The organism is Culicoidibacter larvae (assembly GCF_005771635.1).
Lineage (GTDB): Bacteria > Bacillota_I > Bacilli_A > Culicoidibacterales > Culicoidibacteraceae > Culicoidibacter > Culicoidibacter larvae.
Genome location: NZ_VBWP01000002.1, coordinates 278,006 through 296,822, shown reverse-complemented (window position 1 = coordinate 296,822; position 18,817 = coordinate 278,006). Strand labels below are relative to the sequence as shown.

The following is an 18,817-nucleotide window of genomic DNA, read 5'->3' as shown; positions in this document are numbered from 1 at the left end:
TTCACATTGTTGGCAAATTATGACATAATAGAGATATCTAAGTTGAAAAGAGGGTATAGTATGGGAACAAAAAATCCTATGAATGGAAATGAGGATGTAACTGCAGTTACACCAGAACAAAATAGCGCTGATTCAACTGCTACTGTTGATTCGGTAAATGAGGGGCAAGTTGTTGTTGATACACCGATTGGTCCGGTAATTATGCAAGGTGAAGCAACCAGTAACGCTCCGGTTGAACCAACACCGCAGACGCCAACTGAACCGGCAACGCCGGCAGTTGAACAGCCAGCTTCGGCTGCTGCTGAACCAGTTCAACCTGCTGCTAGCGAGCCGGTAACACCGGTGGAACCAGTGCAGCCGACTCCGGCGAATGGTGGCAACGGTAGTGTACCGCCAGCAGATAATCAGCCACCGGTTGGTGGGCAACAGCCGGGAATGGGGATGAACAATCAGCCGCCGAAAAAGAGTAAGGCGCCATTGTTTATCATTTTAGGTGTTGTCGGTGCGATAATTTTAGCTGCAATTGTTGGTGTAGTGTTATTTTTATCAATGGCACGTACGGAGATTAATCCGTTTGATTATGCTGATTTCGAAATTGTTGGTGTCAGCGGTGGTGCAAGCGTTGATGAAGAAATCAACAATTACACTGATGATAAAAACATTAATGAATTAATGGATGCACTTTACTTTAGTATTGATAATGACTACAATTTGAAAAATGGTGATGTAGTAACTATCACTGTTGATCCTGAAGATCCAGCATTCGACCAATTTGGTTTTACGCCAACGCAAACTACGCTTACTATCAGTGTTGAAGATTTAGCTGAGATTCCAGCTACATGGGAAGACGTTCCGGAAAAAGACAAAATTATGGCGTTCAGCGATGAACCGATCAACGATTTAAAAGAAGAAGCAACTAAGCACTTCAAAAATTTAGGTCAAAGCCAATTTGGTGAAGATATTGATTTGACAGTTGATACTAAATTAGTTGCTGTTGCATATAAACCAGGCAACGAGTCATTATGCAACCCTAATCAAGTAAATTCACTTTTAGAAAACTGCGGAACTGCAGTTATGCTTTATGACTATAAAATGAGTGTACCATCACCATATTATATTACCGGCAGCGATAGCGGCAGTATTGTTGTTTCAGTTACCGGCATCACCGCAAAAGACGGGAAATTACAAGATGGTTATGATGAATATATAAATTATTCATTGAAAACATATCCGGATAATCTTGATGCTGCGAAGAAGTATTTAGAAGAAAAAGGTTATGTAATTGTATATCAATAATTGAAAAAATCCGCTTCGATTTTAAAAATCGGAGCGGATGAAAGCGGCATCTTTTCTGAAGATGCCGCTTTTTCTTTCGTCTAAAAGGTCAGTAGACATAAAGAGAAATGCAGTTTTATGTATTTTCTGTGTACGAATCATCAAAAAAGTTCACGGAAAAAACATTGAATTGGCGGGTGGGGTTCGATAGAATTAAATCGCTAAATGAAAGCTTGATTGGGAGAAAAATTTAAGTTTTCTTTTTACTATAGCACAATGAACATATATTCCCCCCACGTATTTTTTGTTGTGCTATAGTAGAAAATAACTTACTGCGGTATTCCATATAAATGATGAGGGGGAATCATTGATTATTCGGCGATGGCAGTGAAAGCATTTGTAATGATATTTTATTATTACTGGTATGAATTTAGATTGCAACAAATAGCAATATAAAATATGGGGGATTTTTTCTTGTATACTTAAATGTATGGTATTATAACTTCCGTTTTATAATTTGACTACTTTGTTGTTGATGACTAAGAATTTTCTAACAATGACATACAAAGGAGAAGAGTCAATGCGTAAGATATTATTGGCGGTAGTTGCCGGTTTGGTTGTTATCAGTACCTTGATCGGAGTTTCAGTATTATTGAATTATAATAGCTACTATATTGTAAATGATGCCGGCTATACCTATGATGAAAATGGGGAAGCCGTTGTTTTTGCTGCAAAAGCTGAGTATAATCCTCTAAGTTTAGATAATAAAGCAGTACTGATTGATGGCAACAAGGTTGCAAATATTGATGCTGCTAAAACTTTGTTTTTAGAAGACGGTAAAATGCAGACGCTTAATAAAAGTGTGGTCATTGTTAATAAGAACCAATTAGATGAGGTTCCGACGAAGTCATACTATAATGGTAATCCGCAAATTGGTTATTCAATTGAGAATGCAGCCGGGGAAGTGTTGCATCAAGTTCCTCAAGGGACAATTGTTAAACTCGCCGAAGGTCGCTATCTTATTTTAGACCGGGTTTCATTAACTAATGATAATGGATATTCTAAACAACTGGGCGATAATATTTTAGTTGCTGTTGATGAGAATAAGATGGTACGGCTTTATCATGAACAGTCATATGATGAAACGGTCAGCGAACAAATGTACATTAGTATGGAAAATAATCGCTGTCGTTTTGAGTTAAGCTCAGAAATGTTAGTTTGTGATGATGCTAATGAATCAATTGATTTACGTGCTATTAAAGTTGAATTGGATGATGATGCTCAGGTTCGTGAGCCGTTAAGTAGTGAAAATAAAACAACTGAAAATAATAATAAATCCTCAAATAATAATACTAATAATGATAGCGGAAGTTCAAACGCTGATACTAACAGTCAAGAACAAGCAAGTCAAGATGATGTTGATAAAATAAATGATCTTATTGAAACGATTAATGAAGCAAGCAATATGCAGAATTTTATTGTACCGGTTGTTTCGGTTCAAGCAAAAACAACTGAAAATGCTATTTATGGACAAGCATCGATTATTGATACTAACAGTCGCCTTACCAAGCTTTCAGCAGAATTGTATGATGAGAGCGGCAATTTAATCGCGCAAAAAGATCTAGATTATAAAAATGAGCATGTTGATTTTGATTTTACAGCATTAGATTATCTGAAAAAATATGAACTAGTGGTTAGCGGTTCATATACCAATGCTGAAAATAAACAACAGGCAGTAACCTTCTATCGAAAAACGTTATATACGGAGGCATTACAATTAAATGGTGAGGTTGTTGGCAGAACCGCTGACTCACTGACAATTAAACTTTCAGCCGATACCATTCCTAATGGTTTAGAACAACTGGTTTTACAATATCGGACAAACTCTGGTCTAAGTTCAACACCACAAACGGTGAGTGTAAATGTGAATGACTTAAAAGCTAGCGGTAGTACCGAAGTAACCCTTTCTGGTTTAAATTCAAATGAGAGTTACATCGTTGAAATGAACCAATTAATCATTAACGGTCAAAATTTAACTAGCAGCAGCTGGTACCTGGTTGCTTCAACTTTGAAACAGTTACCGGAAGTGAAGGATCTTGAGATTAAATATGATGGTGCCAGTAATTTACTAAGTATCGTTGCTAAATCAATTACTGACCCTGATGAAGCAATAACGAGTATTCGTTATGTAAGTTACCTAAAAGCCGAGTATGAGGCTTTGGGACGTGAAGCAACCGAATATGCCAGTGCAACAATGAGCGGCAGCCAAAAGTATTCTTCAGTGCAAGTTTATCGTACCGAAAATATGGTGGAAGGCGAGTATATTGTCGTCGGCTATGTTATTGGTAATGATGGTGAAAAAGATTTTGAATTAGTGACCGAACCATCGAACTCTATTATTATCGGTATCAAGCAAGCGCCAAGCGGAGTTATCCAGCTTGACGAGGCTGGAGCGAGCTGGATTCGGGTAAATTATGAAATATTCGATGTCGACGACACGATTATTTCAAATGTCTGGAATTATCCGGTTTTGCAAATATATAATGTTGATGGCGCTGGAAATATTGTTGGTAACCCGGTTCAAACTATTCGTATACCGGACAGCGTGTTGTCATCAGCAACGAAAGCTGGCAGCGTTGAGTTTACTGAGTTAAAGAGCTTAACTAGTTATAAAGCGGTAATCCGCACTTCATATTCTCTTGGCGGCGATAGTCCGGATATGGTTGACCAAATCATTGCAACCTCAGCTGAGATGCGGACAACAAAAGTAGCAACTTTGAATGCAACGATTACTTTAACTGCGTCTCATCTTGACTCTGCTGATGTGAATGTTCAGTTTTCAGTTGCTGATGTCGCGATTGATGATTTACAATTGCGCCAAGCAAAATTGCAGGTGTACGCAGCTGATGGTTTAACTGCCATCGGTGAGCCAATTGTTCTGGATGATGATATTCCATCTTTAGTAAGCAGTTTGGGAGCTGCTTATAATCTACCGGGATTATCACCAAATACGGATTATAAAGTAAAAGTTATTGAGGTTCGTGATGCCGGTAATAACAACATACCGATTGTTGGTGAATTGAGCTTTAAAACTTTAAAGCGACAGCCGATAGCTGATCAGGTATTGCTTAATTATGATGCGGATGCCGCAGAGCTTGGAGCTTTAGCTTCAAATAGTGCGACTGGCGGTGCAATCACTGATGTTGATGTTGCAGCAAATAAGATTATCTATAATATTTATCGTGCTGATGATAGAGCGACAGTATTAAAAACAATAACTGTTAATGGTAGTTCGATTTCTGATTATGCAGTATTTAATTTGCTCAATGCAGAACTTGGCCGCGGATATGAATATGTTGTTGAAGCTGTAGTCGTATGGAATGATAATTATAATGAGCATAGTTTTAGTCTGTTTTCAGATTCGATTCGGGTAGAAAAAGAGAGCCCTAAGGCTGAGTATATGTTTTTGACTAAAACCGCAACCGAGGTTTCGGTTTTAGTTCGGGTTTCTGATCCGGAATCAACAATTTATAACAATTCTATGGTAGTAAAGAGTAATGGCAGTTCTTATCCGGTAGCAGTTGGTGATACGGTGCTTTCAATTCCGGTAACGAATAGTTTGCAGACACTCGTTACTGAAGGTGATTATCGCATCGTTGATACGGATGCTCCGACTCATGCAACCTTTACACAAGCATATCTTGCAGCTGATACTCAATTGACGCCATCACTTAGCAGTGTGTTGACATATAACGATAAGGCAATGGTTAGTACTTTCAGTGCTGGTAGCAGTACGGCACAATATACTTTACTTTCTGAATATGAGTTGTTTAAAAAAGATGCAGCTGTTAGTTCTTATCAGCAAATACAGAGTGGTGCCAATAGCTTTAATGCGGTGAGTATGAGTTTGCCGTTGGATGATATCTGGATGGATAACAGCTATGATTTAACATCGAAAACAACATTGCATTATGTTGAAAACTATTTTGACTTTAATAATTTCAGTGGCAGCTTTTATATTAGCAGCGATGATTATACTAAATATGTAGCAAGTACAGGCGGTAAGGTTGCGATGAACAGCAGTTTGTTGCAAAGTGCAGTCTATCAAGTAAGCGGCGGTACTTACAATCCGGCAAATGGTAACATTACCGGAGTTAAGTTGCAAAATGCTGCAACTGGTAAATATATGAATATTACACCACAGCTTGTTGATAGCAGTGAAGTTGCCGGCGTGTTTAACTTCATTCGTCAAAGCAATGGTGCTTATGTTGCCCAGATTAATAATCGCTATATTGATTTTACAACTGGTGCAACGACAACCCTCGATGCTGCAACTAAAGTGATGTTTTATAGTGTTGCTCAAACTTCTATAAGTGAGGAACACGCAATGGTAACTCCGGCATTGAATAAACCGGTTATCAGCGGGACTAATCTGCAAGTGTATGATAAGAGTGTAAAACTAGATATTAGCGGAACTGATGTTGATAAAACTTTAGTGAAGGTTGACAGTAATGGCAATAAATTATATCTAGAAGCTTATCTGCCGGGCGGAACCACGCCGGTTACTTCAGTGCAGATAAATAATTTTCCGGTAAACGGTGTGACTTTATCAGGTCTGTCACCTGATGTGGAATATGAAATCCGCATTGTTGGGACTTATGATTTATTAGCAGGTGATGGTCCAGTTGAAGAAATTTTCTATAACGAAACCGTTCGTACTGAGCGCTCAATGCCGGTAATGAATTCTACCGGTTATACTTGGGTACTTAGTTGTGGATCAAGAACTACGAGTGCGAGTGTTAATTATACTGATGAAAGTAACGTATTAACCGATATTGAGTATGTTTGGTATGAAGATACCGGTATTACCTATACACCAAGTGACTTAATAGCTATGGATAGCCAGTTATCAGCAAAAACGCCGGTAACTACATATTCTAATATGGGGACAACTTTCAGTATGGCTATGTTTGAAAATAGTATTCAGCAGTATCGTACTAATGGCTCAACTTCAAAAACCTATATTGTAGCAGCGTATATGAATACCAGCTTGCCTCAGGCACCAAGATTCTTAGCCAATGTTAATAAAGTAACGGTTACGCCGCCAACAATGTCATATACCTTGTTAAACACTGCCTTTTCGACAAATTCGGCGTCATTTCAGTTTACTTTCAATGATCCAAATGGATATTTAACTTGTGCTATGCCAAAACAGTTCTCATATCGCTTAAAAGATGCAAATGGGACAATTATTGAAAGTGGTTCATTCAGCAGTTCCAAAACCAGTGATTCATGGTCAAAAGAATTTACTGGCTTGAGTCCTAAAACGACATATACTTTTGAAATCGTTTCACAATACGATAATCTTGATGGCAACGGTGTACGTGCATGGATACCGAGACAAACAGTTACTACTTTGGATGAATATGTAAAAGCAAATTCACCAGTTATGATTTACGACAGCAGCAACAAAACGGCAACGACAAATGTTGGTGGTCTGAACCAAGGTTCCAGTCAGATAAGAAATATTAAAATGGAGCTTTATTACTGGAAGGACTATGGTACATCTACTGAGGAAAAGATTTTAGTAACAACTAATCCGGTGACAGTTCCCGGGTCTTACCCGGCAACTGTCAGCTCGAATTTTAATTTAAGCGGACAGCCGGAAGGTATTTACTTTACGAAATTCGTTGTCGAATATTATATTCCGGATACTATGGAAACCAGAACATATGAGTCAACTTCTATTGCTGTTTATCATACTAATGCAGCACGCTCATTGATGTCGTTGCAGCGAAATAATGCAGTGCTAACGATGAATACCGATACTAGTGAGTTAACAGATGACAGTTATCAAGTTGTACTTTTAAATGACCAAAGTGAAGTTTTGGAGCAACGTGAGGTTGCAAAAGAAGACTTAGCTGAAGTTGCCATGAATCTTGAAGAACCATCTGTCGCTTATGCAGTAAATATTGTTGATGGACAAAAGAATATTGTTGCCCAGGCACAATATGACAACCAATTAAATGTTGTTTACGCAAGCAATAATGATGATGGCACAATTCGTATTGAGTCACCGGCATTAAATGGTGCAGATAGTGAACTCACGATTACAGCTGAAAGAACTGACTTATCAGTTATTGAACAGATTCAAAGTCTGTTTGGTGCGAACTTCAGTGAAACCGTTCAAGCACCTAAGGCGAAATTGAGTGAGGGAATTGTAGTTAACGGAACTACCGAAGGCACTAAATTGATAATTATTGATAATAAAACTGGGCAGAGCCTGGATGTTATTACTTTAGATTAGAAAGGAGCAGAACAACTATGAAAACAAAAAAAATATTTTTAGTATTAATCAGTGCCGTAGTAATTGTTGCTGCTCTGATTGGCTGGGGCTCATTTCAGAGTATCCGCCTGGATGCGTATTACCTCGAGGGCGAGGGTGTAGCGCTGAACAGCGACTACGAAACGATTCAATTCCAAAATCAGGATTTGCTGTATCGCAGCTGGAATAATGAGCAGCTTATTGAAACCAGCAGTGAAGAGCAGCTCACACTACCGGAAAGTGCTATGCTTTTCTATGAAAATGGTGATGTATTCTTTACCCAAGAGGTTACTAATATTGATACAGCCGGTATCAGTAATATGCTGACGCCCCGTGTGGTTTATCAGAATTCAGGGAATCATCGCTACGCCCCTAGCGATAATTCCGGTGCTTCTATAGATGAAAACAATATCGTAAAAATTGCTAACCGTCAGTATTTTCTGGCAGCTGATGCGAAGATTATTGTTGATGGTACCGAAATGGGGACCGTTAGTAATCCTGAACTGTTGATTGATAAGAGCGGAAGTGTAACCGTATTTGCTGATAAGAAGAAGCAACGCTTTATAGGTCATTTAGTGTTATGGATTAATGACCACTTGGCGTTTGATGTCAGCAATGAGGTGTATCTTGTTGATGGCGCAGTTATTGATTTAAGTAAGTTTGGCGGTACTGACAACTTGAAACTAGTTGTTGAGAGTAAAGCAAATGCTTCATCAGAGAATAACAGTAGTTCAAATAACAGTCAAGGCAGCGGCAGCGCGAACCAAACGGTGAGCGGTACGACTACAAGTGGCAGCAGTGCATCAGTACAAATTCCTGAAATTGATGATTGGTCAGTGATTATGAAGAAGCTGGAAGAATTGAATGCCAATATGGCAAGAAAGATTCCTACAGTGCAATTTGATTATGTTGACGCCGGGGTAACCAGCGTCGCAACTAAGTTAACAATTTATGATATTGATCATACCTTAGTTGGACCGATTAGTGTTGAGGTTTTAGATTTAGCTAATAACAGCGTGGTGCAGACGCTTTATCATAATAGTAATGAAAGCATTTTGAATGTTACAAATTTGGCTAGCAATCATGATTATCAGTTGCGTTTAAGTTATCAGTTTGATTTAGGTGATAATAGTGGGATACAGACGATTCGCGTACTGAGTCCTGAGTTGAGTACTCAGTCAGTCCGGGCTTTATACAATGTAGATTTAGCACGTTCAAGTGATATGACGCTTACAGTAGCCACTGATGTGAAAATCGAAGGTATCAGTAAGGCGACTTTAGTAGTTAGTGAAAAATCATTATTTGGTCAGAGTTTTGAAGTAGCAGTGAATGCAAGCCGTTTAGCAGATATTGGTGAGCAGATTACTATTCGTGGATTGAAGCCGCAAACGGCGTATCAATTCCAATTAAAAATTGAATTAACTAATGGTGAAGAAATGTTATTGAATCAATCTGCGCAATATTATACGATGCCGACAACAAGAATGAGTGGACTGCAGTCGGTGCGGGCAGCAGGACAAGCGATTCGTGTTGAATATGATTGGCAGTCTGATGATTACGAGATGTTGGATGCAAATGTTGTTCTTACTGAGAATCGTTGGTTTGGCGGAGCAATCGATGCAGTTATTACGGATAAGCGTGATGGCTCAATTACACTTGTCCCGGAAACATCCGCAGAAGAGCAGGATTATAAAGCAGAGCTACAAATTGTAGCAGCAGATAGAGCAAGCGGCGCTATTGAAACCTTTACATACCCGCTCGATTCGACATTTACTTTTAAACAGCCGGCATCACTGGTGCTGATTGAAGAAAAAGTTGATAGCGATGTAGTTGGAAGCAGTAGCAATTCGATTACTGCGATAAATAATTTTCTTCTTGAGTTTCGTTTCGAAAATCAAGAAGATATAAGTAATTTTAAAGTGATTCTTGAACGCAGCAACAAAAATGATGTTGCCGATGATCGTGAATGGCAGTCGTTTTTTGAGGGCGAACTTGAACAGCGCGATGCTGATATTTGGCAGTTTGAGACGCGGATAACGGCATTGAGTGTTGAGCAGTTTGATTTTCGGGTTGCTGTTTACGATGAAGCGAACCAGTTGTTATTTTACACTTACCTAGATTAGGATTTCCTCTGGCATATTGAATGTGGCAGTGAGAACGAAAGGATGAAAAAAATATGGATATGAATTTAGTAGTTGGGCTGAGTGTTCTTGGCGCTGCGTTAGCAATTGGTTTAGCAGTTTTAGGCGCGAGTATCGGTCAAGGAATTGCTGTGAGTAAGGCGACCGAGGCAGTCGGTAAAAACCCGAGTGCCAAACCGGAAGTTATGAATATGTTGTTCATTGGCTTATTGACAATGATTGTATTGATATTGTTTGCTTTAGCAATTGCAATTGTATTGATTTTCCTTAATCCGTTTATACATTAATACCGAAGGGATATGAATTAATCATGAAAATTATATTGATTGGCATTGTCCTTTGCGTTTTAATTGTTTTCGGCTTTATTGAGATGATTACTTTTCTTAAAAAGCAGATTCAAAAGCGGTTTGTTGTTTTGTTTGACTCATTGCATGATGAGAATTTTATTCGTCAGGAGCAATTGCAGTTACAAGTAGAGCATTATAAGGCTTTAAATACGCAACTTGGCGATGAACTTGAAGCTCAGCGAACAAAAACCGCACAAATGTCGGAACGCTTTGCTTTTGAAATAAAAACAGCAAGAGAAACTTATGTCATTGAGCGCTCAGCTATTGAGGCTAAATTTACCGAACAAGTTTTAGCAATTAAGGCTGATGCAAACACAAAAGAAGTTGCGTCAACAGAGTCTAAAAATGATATAAATGTTGACACAACGTTAATTGAAAAGTTATATACGGATGTGTTACAAAAAAATAAGGCTGAAGAGCCACGTTTCTTACAACATGCTATTAATGAGTTTAGTGTGGTTATGGAGCAATATAAGGTGCGTTGTGCTTTACCATACAGAGTTATTTTGCGAATATTCGATATGTATTCACATCAAGAACTTGAATCGTTTGCAGAATCATTTGCAACTTTTTATAAACGACTCAGAACCTTTAAAGTAAAACGAATTATTCAGAATCGTTTTCTTTCAGAAGAACAACAGTTAAAGGCAATGTATGATGACGAACTGTTAGCAAATCTGGATGCTGAATTTATTCAGTTCCTCTTTTACATGTTAACAAAATATTCTTACCGACAAATGATTGCGTTATACAGTAACTTCGTAAAATGCTACAATATTTATTTTTATACCGGTATTATTGAAATTACAGTTGCTGATAGCGAGGCTGAAGAAACTTTTTCGGCATTGTGGAGTGAAACTTATCCCCAATACCGAATTAAAACAACTATCGACCGCAATATGCTGGGCGGTATTGTGATTCGTCACGAAAATATAAGTATAGATTTATCCTATGAAGCTTTAGTCAATGGATATATCAGAGAAATGAAAGAGGTGGTGAATGCATGAATAAGCAAATAAACTTTGATGCAGATAAATTTGAACTTCCGGTTGATCTGGAATACATAAAAAATTATGGCCGTGTCGAGCGTGTTGCTGATGGAATTATTTTTTGTTCCGGACTTGAAGCAGCGAGATTGCATGAAGTTGTCATCATTAATCAACAATATAATGGTTTAGTGCTTGACTTAGGTGAAGAATTTCTGGGTGTCGGACTTTTTGAAGATACAAACGATATTTGCGAAGGAATGGAAGTTGTCTCAACCAAAACAATTTTTAGTTCTCCGGTTGGAGATGAACTTTTAGGTAAAGTAATTAACTCGTTGAGTACACCAATGGATGGTTCTTCATTAGGTGAAACCGGTAAAAGTTATCCGGCATTCAATGTTGTACCACCAATTATGACTATTGATGGTGTTTCACGGCCATTGATTACCGGTTTATCAATTATTGATGCAATCACCCCAATTGGTCGTGGTCAACGGCAACTTATTTTAGGAAACCGACAGACCGGAAAAACCCAAATTGCAATTGATACGATTATCAATCAACGCGGTCAAGATGTTCGTTGTATTTATGTGGCTATTGGCCAAAAGTTGTCTTATGTTGCAGATGTTGCCCATACTTTAAAAACATATGGTGCGCTTGAGTATACAACAATAGTCAGTGCTGCGGCAAACAGCAGTTTAACAATGCAGTACTTAGCACCATACACTGGTATGGCGCTTGCCGAATTCTGGCGCGATCAAGGAAAAGATGTCTTGATTGTATTTGATAATTTAAGTAAACATGCTGATGCTTACAGAGCAATTACATTACTGTTCCGTCGTCCACCGGGGCGTGAAGCATATCCTGGTGATATCTTCTACATCCATTCAAGCTTATTGGAACGCGCGGTTCAATTGAATGAAGCGAATGGCGGCGGTTCAATTACAGCTTTGCCGATTGTCGAAACGCTTTCGGATGATATTACCTCTTATGTTCCGACCAATGTTATTTCAATTACTGATGGGCAGCTATTTTTGCGTTCTGATCTATTTAACAGCGGTCAAAAACCGGCAGTTGATATTGGTTTATCAGTATCTCGGGTTGGTGGCGATGCACAGCACCCAATAGTGCGTAAGCTTAGCAAGAATTTAACTTTGATCTTATCACAATTTGATGAACTAAAAGAATTCTTGGCATTTGATAACTCTTTAGATGAAGAAAGCTTGAAAACTATTACTAATGGGCAGATATTATTGGAAATATTCAAACAGCCGATTGTAACTCCCAACGCTTTAGCGCAACTGGTATTATTGCTTTTTACTTTCCAAGAAGGGTTCTTCATTGATGTTCCGATTGAACAAGTACATGCATTTAAAACAGTATTACTTGAAAAAAGTCTGATCGATACTGATTTTAGTGCACTCAGCCAGCGATTACCAGAATTAAGCGAACTTGATGAAGCGGCTATTGTCGTTTGTACACAATTGATTGTGCAAACCAAGGAGGCGTTTTTGTGGGCGCAGGATTAATTCAAGAACTAACTAAAAAAATTAATGCTTTAAATACAACCAAGAAAATTGTACGGGTAACGGAGCTCTCAACATTAAGTAAGCTTGGCGGTTACCGTCAGCGGGCTGAAAGCGCAGTAGCTTATTACACAACAATTTTGAAAAGTTTACAGCAGCTTTCAAATACTATTAGTTTTGGTGCTGGTGAAGGTACGGAAGAAAATATCGCGATTCTCATGGTAACGTCGAATCGCGGTCTCTGTGGTGCCTATAACCTAGAAGTATTCAAGCAAATTGATAAACTATTAACGACATTACCGACGGACGCCAATAAAGAGTTTATTGTTATTGGCAATCAGGGCCAGCGTTATTTAGAAAGAAAAGAACAAACAATTATTCAGACCATCAACGAGCCGCTTGAAGCAATTAACTTAGAGCAGGCAACAATTCTTACAACAGAGCTTATTCGCAATATTCGTAGTGGTCGTTTTGATAGTATTTATGTAGTGTTTACGCAGTATTTAAATGCTGTACAGTCGCAAGCACAATTTACCAAAATTTATCCCGATTTACCGGAGGCGGAAGTAGCAACAGTTACTGATGAATTAAGTGGTGTGCTTGACTTTGAAGAACAAGATGATGAGTTGGAGTACCAACTTTTAGAAAACTATCTGTGTGGTTTAATATACAGTATGCTGCTTTATTCAGTTGCCAGTGAGTATTGTGCGCGGCGGATTGCCATGAAAGCAGCAAATGAAAATACCAGTGAGCGATTGGATGAATCAATTGCATTACGTAAAAAAAGCCGGTTGCAGCAAGCAACAGGCGAACTTATTGATATTATAACTGGAGCTCAGATTATTAAGGAGGAAAAAGAATGACGATAAGCCAAAAAGAACAAGGTGTCATTATCGCAATCAGCGGGTTTGTTTTGGAAATTGAATTCGGCAACGAGTATCTTCCTGAAATCGGCCATGCCTTAGAATACCAAACTTATCAAGGAACGTATGTTGCCGAAGTTGTGCAACATTCAGGAATCAGTACGGTAAAGGCGATTGCTGTTGGTGAAGTCAGTGGACTTCGTCGCGGTGATAAAGTTGTAAATTTAAAACGTTCAATTGAGGTGCCGGTAGGCACGGAAGTATTAGGACGAATGATGAATGTGTATGGTGAGCCAATTGATGGTAAGCCGGCGCCACTTGCTGAAACAAAGTGGTCAATTTTCCGTGATTCACCGGACTTTACCCAACTCTCTATTGAGAAAGAAATTATGCTTACCGGAATTAAAGTTGTCGACGTTATGTGTCCGATTTTAAAAGGTGGCAAGGCTGGACTGTTTGGTGGTGCCGGTGTAGGGAAAACCGTATTAATGCAAGAGCTGATTAATAATGTTGGATTACAAGGCGGTTATTCAGTATTTGCTGGAGTCGGTGAACGGATTCGTGAAGGAATCGGCCTCTATAAAGAACTTGAAGAGAGTGGTGTGCTGCCACAAACAGCGGTTGTATTAGGACAAATGAATGAATCACCGGGAGTACGGATGCGGGCAGCAATGACCGGATTAACAATTGCTGAGTACTTCCGTGATGTTAACAAGAAGGATGTTTTATTCTTTGTTGATAATGTGTTCCGATTTGTTCAAGCGGGATCAGAAGTTGCCGCTTTGTTAGGCAAGATTCCGATTACTGGTGGCTATCAAGCGACCCTGAGTAAAGAAATCGGTGCTTTTCAAGAGCGTATTGCTTCAACTGAGGATGGTTCAATTACTTCAATTCAGGCAGTATTCTTACCTGCTGATGACGTAGATGATCCATCAGCAGCAGCAACATTCAGTCACTTGGATTCAACAATCGTTTTGGAAAGAAGTATTGCTTCATTAGGTATTTTCCCGGCAATCAATCCATTAGCATCTTCGTCTCGGGCTCTCAACCCACACTTTGTTGGCGAGCGTCATTATAATATTGCCAATAGTGTTAAAGCAACCTTACAACGGTATACTGAGTTACAAGAAATTATCAATGTGCTTGGTATGGAAGAGCTTAGCGATGATGATAAAAACATTGTAAACCGTGCCCGTAAAATCCGTAACTATTTCTCGCAACCATTTGCAGTTTCTGAAAAATTCACCGGTAAAGCGGGAGTCTTTATGCAATTAGAAGATACCTTAACCAGTATTGAAATGATTCTTGATGGACGTTGTGATCAGTTTTCAGAGCAAGAGTTCTTGTATATTGGTAGTGTTGAAGAATTATTCCAAAATAATGAAGAAGTAGGTGCGTAACGTGTATTTAGAAATCGTTTCGCCCTCAGGGGTTCTATACCAAAAAGATGTGAAGGGCTTTGTTATTGACACGAATACTGGTCAGCGTACCGTTCTGGAACGGCACGCTGACTTCCTGAGCTTCTTTGAATTTTCTAAAATCAGCATTCTTAGTGACAGCGGTGATGAAGATTTATTTGCGGCGCTTGGTTATGTTCATATTCATGAAAATCGTGCCCATGTTATTGCCCAGTTAACTTCTAATGATGAAAATCATATTTGGCAAATATATCAAAAAGTCAAACGACTGCGTTTAAGTGAGAAGGATGATGAAGAACATGAATGATTATATTATTTCAGAGTTGTTGGCCGGAGTGCTCTTTATCTTGCTTGCACCACTAATATCATGGCTGTTGCTTAAACTAATTGAACGATGGTTGCAAAAAACGCCGTTTTCCCTGCAACGAATTCAATTTGCAAATAAGGTGCAATATAGCTGGCATCTGGATGCCGCAACACTTACTCACTTATGCCTGTTTATTACTTTTCAATGGCTTGCCGGTATTCTTGTAGTTTTTGACTTCATGATACCAGCAACATATTGGCTGGGAACAGCGATATTATTGATTTTGCAATTGAAGGATTACTGGTTGAAGCGAGTGTCAGAGTATCAGGATCGTACAACTTTGTACATCATTATTATTTTTCTTTACATCCTGCTTTATGGTGGCCAATTTGCATTATGGTTTGCAATCAGCAATAATATTTTTTTCCTGCCGCTTGCCATCGCAGAAGTTATTTTTGCGGCTGTCATTTGGATTAGTTTACATCAACTCCTGTTTTATGGCATCCGCAAGCAATTATTTATGTAAAGAGAAAAAGAGTTATCCTGAGGATAACTCTTTTTTAATTTTCTCCCAAAGCTTTTTCGGTATTAACGAAATGTACTTTGGCGATATGATTCAGGATTTCTTTGCCGTTTTGAGCAACCAGCATGCGAATTTGTTCATCTACCTTAGCATTCGCACCCTTTAAAAGTTGAACTCCAACCTCAGCCGACAATTTATCCATGGCCTGTAAATAGGTGTAGCGGGCTAGAATTGAAGCAGCTGCTACCGCCGGATGCATGTTTTCAGCCTTGGTTTCGAAGGTCAGACCGGTTAATGGCTGCATTCCCGCCAGATACTCATAATATTTGCGCTCATTAACGAACTGGTCAACAAGAATCAAATCTACTGGCGCAGTAATACGGCCTTTTAAATCGCTCAGCGCATGATTATGGAGAATAGCTTTCATCTTGTTGGCGTTCACGCCCTGTGCCTGATAAAGGTTGTACTTTTCATTTGGCATAATAGCAATTTTATAAGGAATCTCTTGCATCAAGTTTGGCGCGATGCTGCGAATGTAGTCATCGGTCAACTGCTTGCTGTCAAGCAAGCGATACTGAGCAACAATGGCTTGTTGCTCATGCCCGATGTAGGCCGCGGCCGCAGTCAGCGGCCCGAAATAATCGCCGACGCCGGATTCATCCGAACCGATCGCCTGCAAGTGCCGGTACTTACCGGCGCTGTGGCCATCAGACTTTGCAGGTACTGGCTTAGCCGTACTACTGGCTGACTCTGGCAGGAAGCCTTGCCAGAGCTTGGCTTCCTGCGTTTCGCCCGCGCCCTGAAAGACAACTTTCAGCGATTCATAGGCGGTAATAACACAGTTATCGGTGCGAGCGCGAAAGACCGCGTAGGGCGGCGTTTTCGCGTCAATTTGTTCACTATAAAAAAAATGCATTTTTTCGATAACTTCATTTGTAGCAAGTAGAGTGATTGGCACGTTGCGGCACATCCTTTCCTTAATAGTATAGCAGAAATCAGGGGAGCTGGTATAGCAATTTCCACGAAGAATTGCGGAAAGTTATTGCAATTTGAATTGTGAGTGTTATAATTATTAACAATATTAAGGAGGTATGCAAGATGAATCAAGTATTATCAGTCATCGAAGCACGCAGTTCATTGCGGCGTTATGCTGACAAGCCAATCAGTCCGGAGGATAAGCAGGCAATTTTACATAGTGCATTGCGTGCACCAACAGCCGGAAATATGATGCTTTACTCAATTATTGACGTCACCGATCAGGCAAAGAAGGATTTTTTGGTGAAAAGCTGTGATAACCAACCATTCATCGCTAAAGCGCCGATGGTTTTAGTTTTTGTTTTGGATTTCAGTAAGTGGTATGAATACTATCGCGTATCAGGTGTCCCACAATGGTGCGCAGAACAAGACAAAGCTATGCACTACCCACAAGAAGGCGAGTTCCTGTTGGCGGCGAACGATGCCATCATCGCTGCCCAAAACGCAGTCATCGCCGCTGAAAGCTTGGGCATTGGTTCATGCTACATTGGTGATATCATGGAACATTATGAGGCTCACCGTGATTTATTCAAATTACCGGAATTAGCGTTTCCGGTGACGATGTTAACCTTTGGTCATTACCCTGAGGATATGGAGCGCGTGAAACGAGACCGTTATGATGCCAAATATGTTGTCTTCGAAAATGAATATCAGGAACTTACGGATGCAGAGCTGGTGGAAATGAACACTGCTAAGAAGTATCCGGAAAAAGAAGATAACTTCGGTTTATGGATGTATAAACGTAAAAATGGTACTGATTTCATGGATGAAATGAGCCGTTCAGTTAAAGCTGGAATTGATGCTTGGAATAGTTATGGAAAAAAATAGTATAAAAATTTTTATAAATAGTTATTTTTACTTTTCAGGTTGCTATAATAAGTGAGTATCTTAGAAGTAGCAACAGCAAAGATACATCGATGATAATTTATATGTTAAAATTATCATTTTCCTCATTTTTCATCTTATGATAGATATCCCCCTTAAGAATCTTTGATGAAAAACTTTATTTTAATGCGTTGTCCATGCGCAAAAACCCTAGAAAAACCATCAGTCCGTTCAACTGATGGTTTTTTATTTTTCCTTAATTCAAAAAAATGCACTCAATCAATTAATAATTGCATGTAATTAGGGTAAGTATCTTTTGGAAGTCCGAGCAGAGATTCCAATGAGTGCGCTGTTGCTAAAGTAGTATTAGATTGCTCAAAATTATTTAATTTAGTGTATGCAATACTTTTGTTATATAAGGTGTAAATAGATAAGTGCAGTGCAATTCCATATAGATTTGATTCAAAGTAATCGGTACAATACTGGAGTGCTAATTCATATTTTTGGTTTTGGATAAGCAACGTTGTTAATGAAAAATAGAGTTGTTGGATAATTATATTTGCTTCTTTATAAAATCTGTATTTTTTTGCGTGATAAATTGCGTCTATCCCGATTTCTATCGAATTATCAAGTTGACCGAATAATATTACATAGCAAATTAAATTTAATTCATAGAGATGCCATTCTTCCATGATGAATAGGTTATCCCAAATTTTGTGAAGCTGATTTAATAATTTCTTTGGGACAACAAATGTATGATGTTTCATGACATATAAGTGACAGTCAATTATTGTTAGAAACTCAGCAAAAACCGGATCATTTAGTTGATTATGATATAAAGTGCATAATTCTTTGGCAGTTATTGCAACTTCAATTTTTCCGGTATTTGATAGCTCTTGTAATAAATTTAAGAGGATAACTTTTGGGTTCTTTTCTATCCCGTTGGAAATATAGAAAAACTCATTCGGGGTGATATTCAGTTTATCCAAAATATTAATAAAATTTTGTGTTGAAGGCATCGAGATATTGTTCTCGATTCTTGCAATTTGCGACTGACTAAGTAATGCTTTTGAAACTTCTGTCTGAGTTATATTTTTGCCCTTGCGAATGCTTTTTAGTTGTTTGCCAAGTTCTTCAAAGGATTCATTATAGTTTTTCTTCATAATAACGCCTCACAGGTATGTATATATTCATATTATAGCTATTGTGATAGTAAAATGCATAGAATTTGCAGTATGAATATTAT

Annotated in this window: 13 protein-coding genes; 11 read left to right on the top strand and 2 right to left on the bottom strand. The window is 38.7% G+C overall.

Annotated elements, in window-relative coordinates; translation table 11 throughout:
- Positions 1-60 precede the first annotated feature (60 nt).
- The 10 genes from FEZ08_RS03855 (at position 61) to FEZ08_RS03810 (ending at position 15,714) form a co-directional block, all read left to right on the top strand.
- Entirely contained in the window at positions 61-1,296 is a 1,236-nt protein-coding gene (locus FEZ08_RS03855; protein ID WP_138190396.1) for a RodZ family helix-turn-helix domain-containing protein, read from the top strand.
- Positions 1,297-1,855: 559 nt separating this feature from the next.
- Positions 1,856-7,582, top strand: a complete 5,727-nt coding sequence (locus tag FEZ08_RS03850; RefSeq protein ID WP_138190395.1) for a hypothetical protein — start codon at positions 1,856-1,858, stop codon at positions 7,580-7,582.
- Between the two features lie 17 nt (positions 7,583-7,599).
- Positions 7,600-9,723 carry a hypothetical protein gene (locus tag FEZ08_RS03845; protein WP_138190394.1) on the top strand — a complete coding sequence of 708 codons (2,124 nt, stop codon included), beginning with the start codon at positions 7,600-7,602 and terminating at the stop codon, positions 9,721-9,723.
- Positions 9,724-9,782: 59 nt separating this feature from the next.
- On the top strand, positions 9,783-10,028 hold the full coding sequence (locus FEZ08_RS03840) for an ATP synthase subunit c family protein (protein ID WP_171014933.1): 246 nt from the start codon (positions 9,783-9,785) through the stop codon (positions 10,026-10,028).
- Positions 10,029-10,051: 23 nt separating this feature from the next.
- The gene (locus FEZ08_RS03835) at positions 10,052-11,095 is read left to right on the top strand and encodes a F0F1 ATP synthase subunit delta (RefSeq protein ID WP_138190392.1); all 1,044 of its coding nucleotides are present in this window, start codon (positions 10,052-10,054) and stop codon (positions 11,093-11,095) included.
- Positions 11,092-12,603 (top strand): F0F1 ATP synthase subunit alpha, encoded by a 1,512-nt coding sequence (locus FEZ08_RS03830; RefSeq protein ID WP_138190391.1) that lies wholly within the window; start codon positions 11,092-11,094, stop codon positions 12,601-12,603. Before FEZ08_RS03835 ends, FEZ08_RS03830 begins: the two co-directional genes overlap by 4 nt.
- Entirely contained in the window at positions 12,588-13,463 is an 876-nt protein-coding gene (locus FEZ08_RS03825) for a F0F1 ATP synthase subunit gamma (RefSeq protein ID WP_242003459.1), read from the top strand. Before FEZ08_RS03830 ends, FEZ08_RS03825 begins: the two co-directional genes overlap by 16 nt.
- Complete coding sequence (gene atpD / locus FEZ08_RS03820) at positions 13,460-14,863, top strand: F0F1 ATP synthase subunit beta (RefSeq protein WP_138190390.1); 1,404 nt, start codon at positions 13,460-13,462, stop codon at positions 14,861-14,863. Before FEZ08_RS03825 ends, atpD begins: the two co-directional genes overlap by 4 nt.
- Positions 14,856-15,188 (top strand): F0F1 ATP synthase subunit epsilon, encoded by a 333-nt coding sequence (locus FEZ08_RS03815; protein WP_138190389.1) that lies wholly within the window; start codon positions 14,856-14,858, stop codon positions 15,186-15,188. Before atpD ends, FEZ08_RS03815 begins: the two co-directional genes overlap by 8 nt.
- A complete protein-coding gene (locus tag FEZ08_RS03810; protein ID WP_138190388.1) occupies positions 15,181-15,714 on the top strand; it encodes a hypothetical protein in 534 nt (177 codons plus the stop codon). Before FEZ08_RS03815 ends, FEZ08_RS03810 begins: the two co-directional genes overlap by 8 nt.
- A 34-nt stretch (positions 15,715-15,748) precedes the next feature.
- On the opposite strand, the gene rnhC is transcribed toward FEZ08_RS03810, so the two are convergent.
- Complete coding sequence (gene rnhC / locus FEZ08_RS03805; RefSeq protein ID WP_171014926.1) at positions 15,749-16,669, bottom strand: ribonuclease HIII; 921 nt, start codon at positions 16,667-16,669, stop codon at positions 15,749-15,751.
- A 140-nt stretch (positions 16,670-16,809) separates the two neighbouring features.
- On the opposite strand from rnhC, the gene FEZ08_RS03800 reads away from it, so the two are divergent.
- Positions 16,810-17,574 carry a nitroreductase family protein gene (locus tag FEZ08_RS03800; protein WP_138190386.1) on the top strand — a complete coding sequence of 255 codons (765 nt, stop codon included), beginning with the start codon at positions 16,810-16,812 and terminating at the stop codon, positions 17,572-17,574.
- A 272-nt stretch (positions 17,575-17,846) separates the two neighbouring features.
- On the opposite strand, the gene FEZ08_RS03795 is transcribed toward FEZ08_RS03800, so the two are convergent.
- A complete protein-coding gene (locus FEZ08_RS03795) occupies positions 17,847-18,734 on the bottom strand; it encodes a helix-turn-helix domain-containing protein (protein ID WP_138190385.1) in 888 nt (295 codons plus the stop codon).
- Between the last annotated feature and the right edge of the window lie 83 nt (positions 18,735-18,817).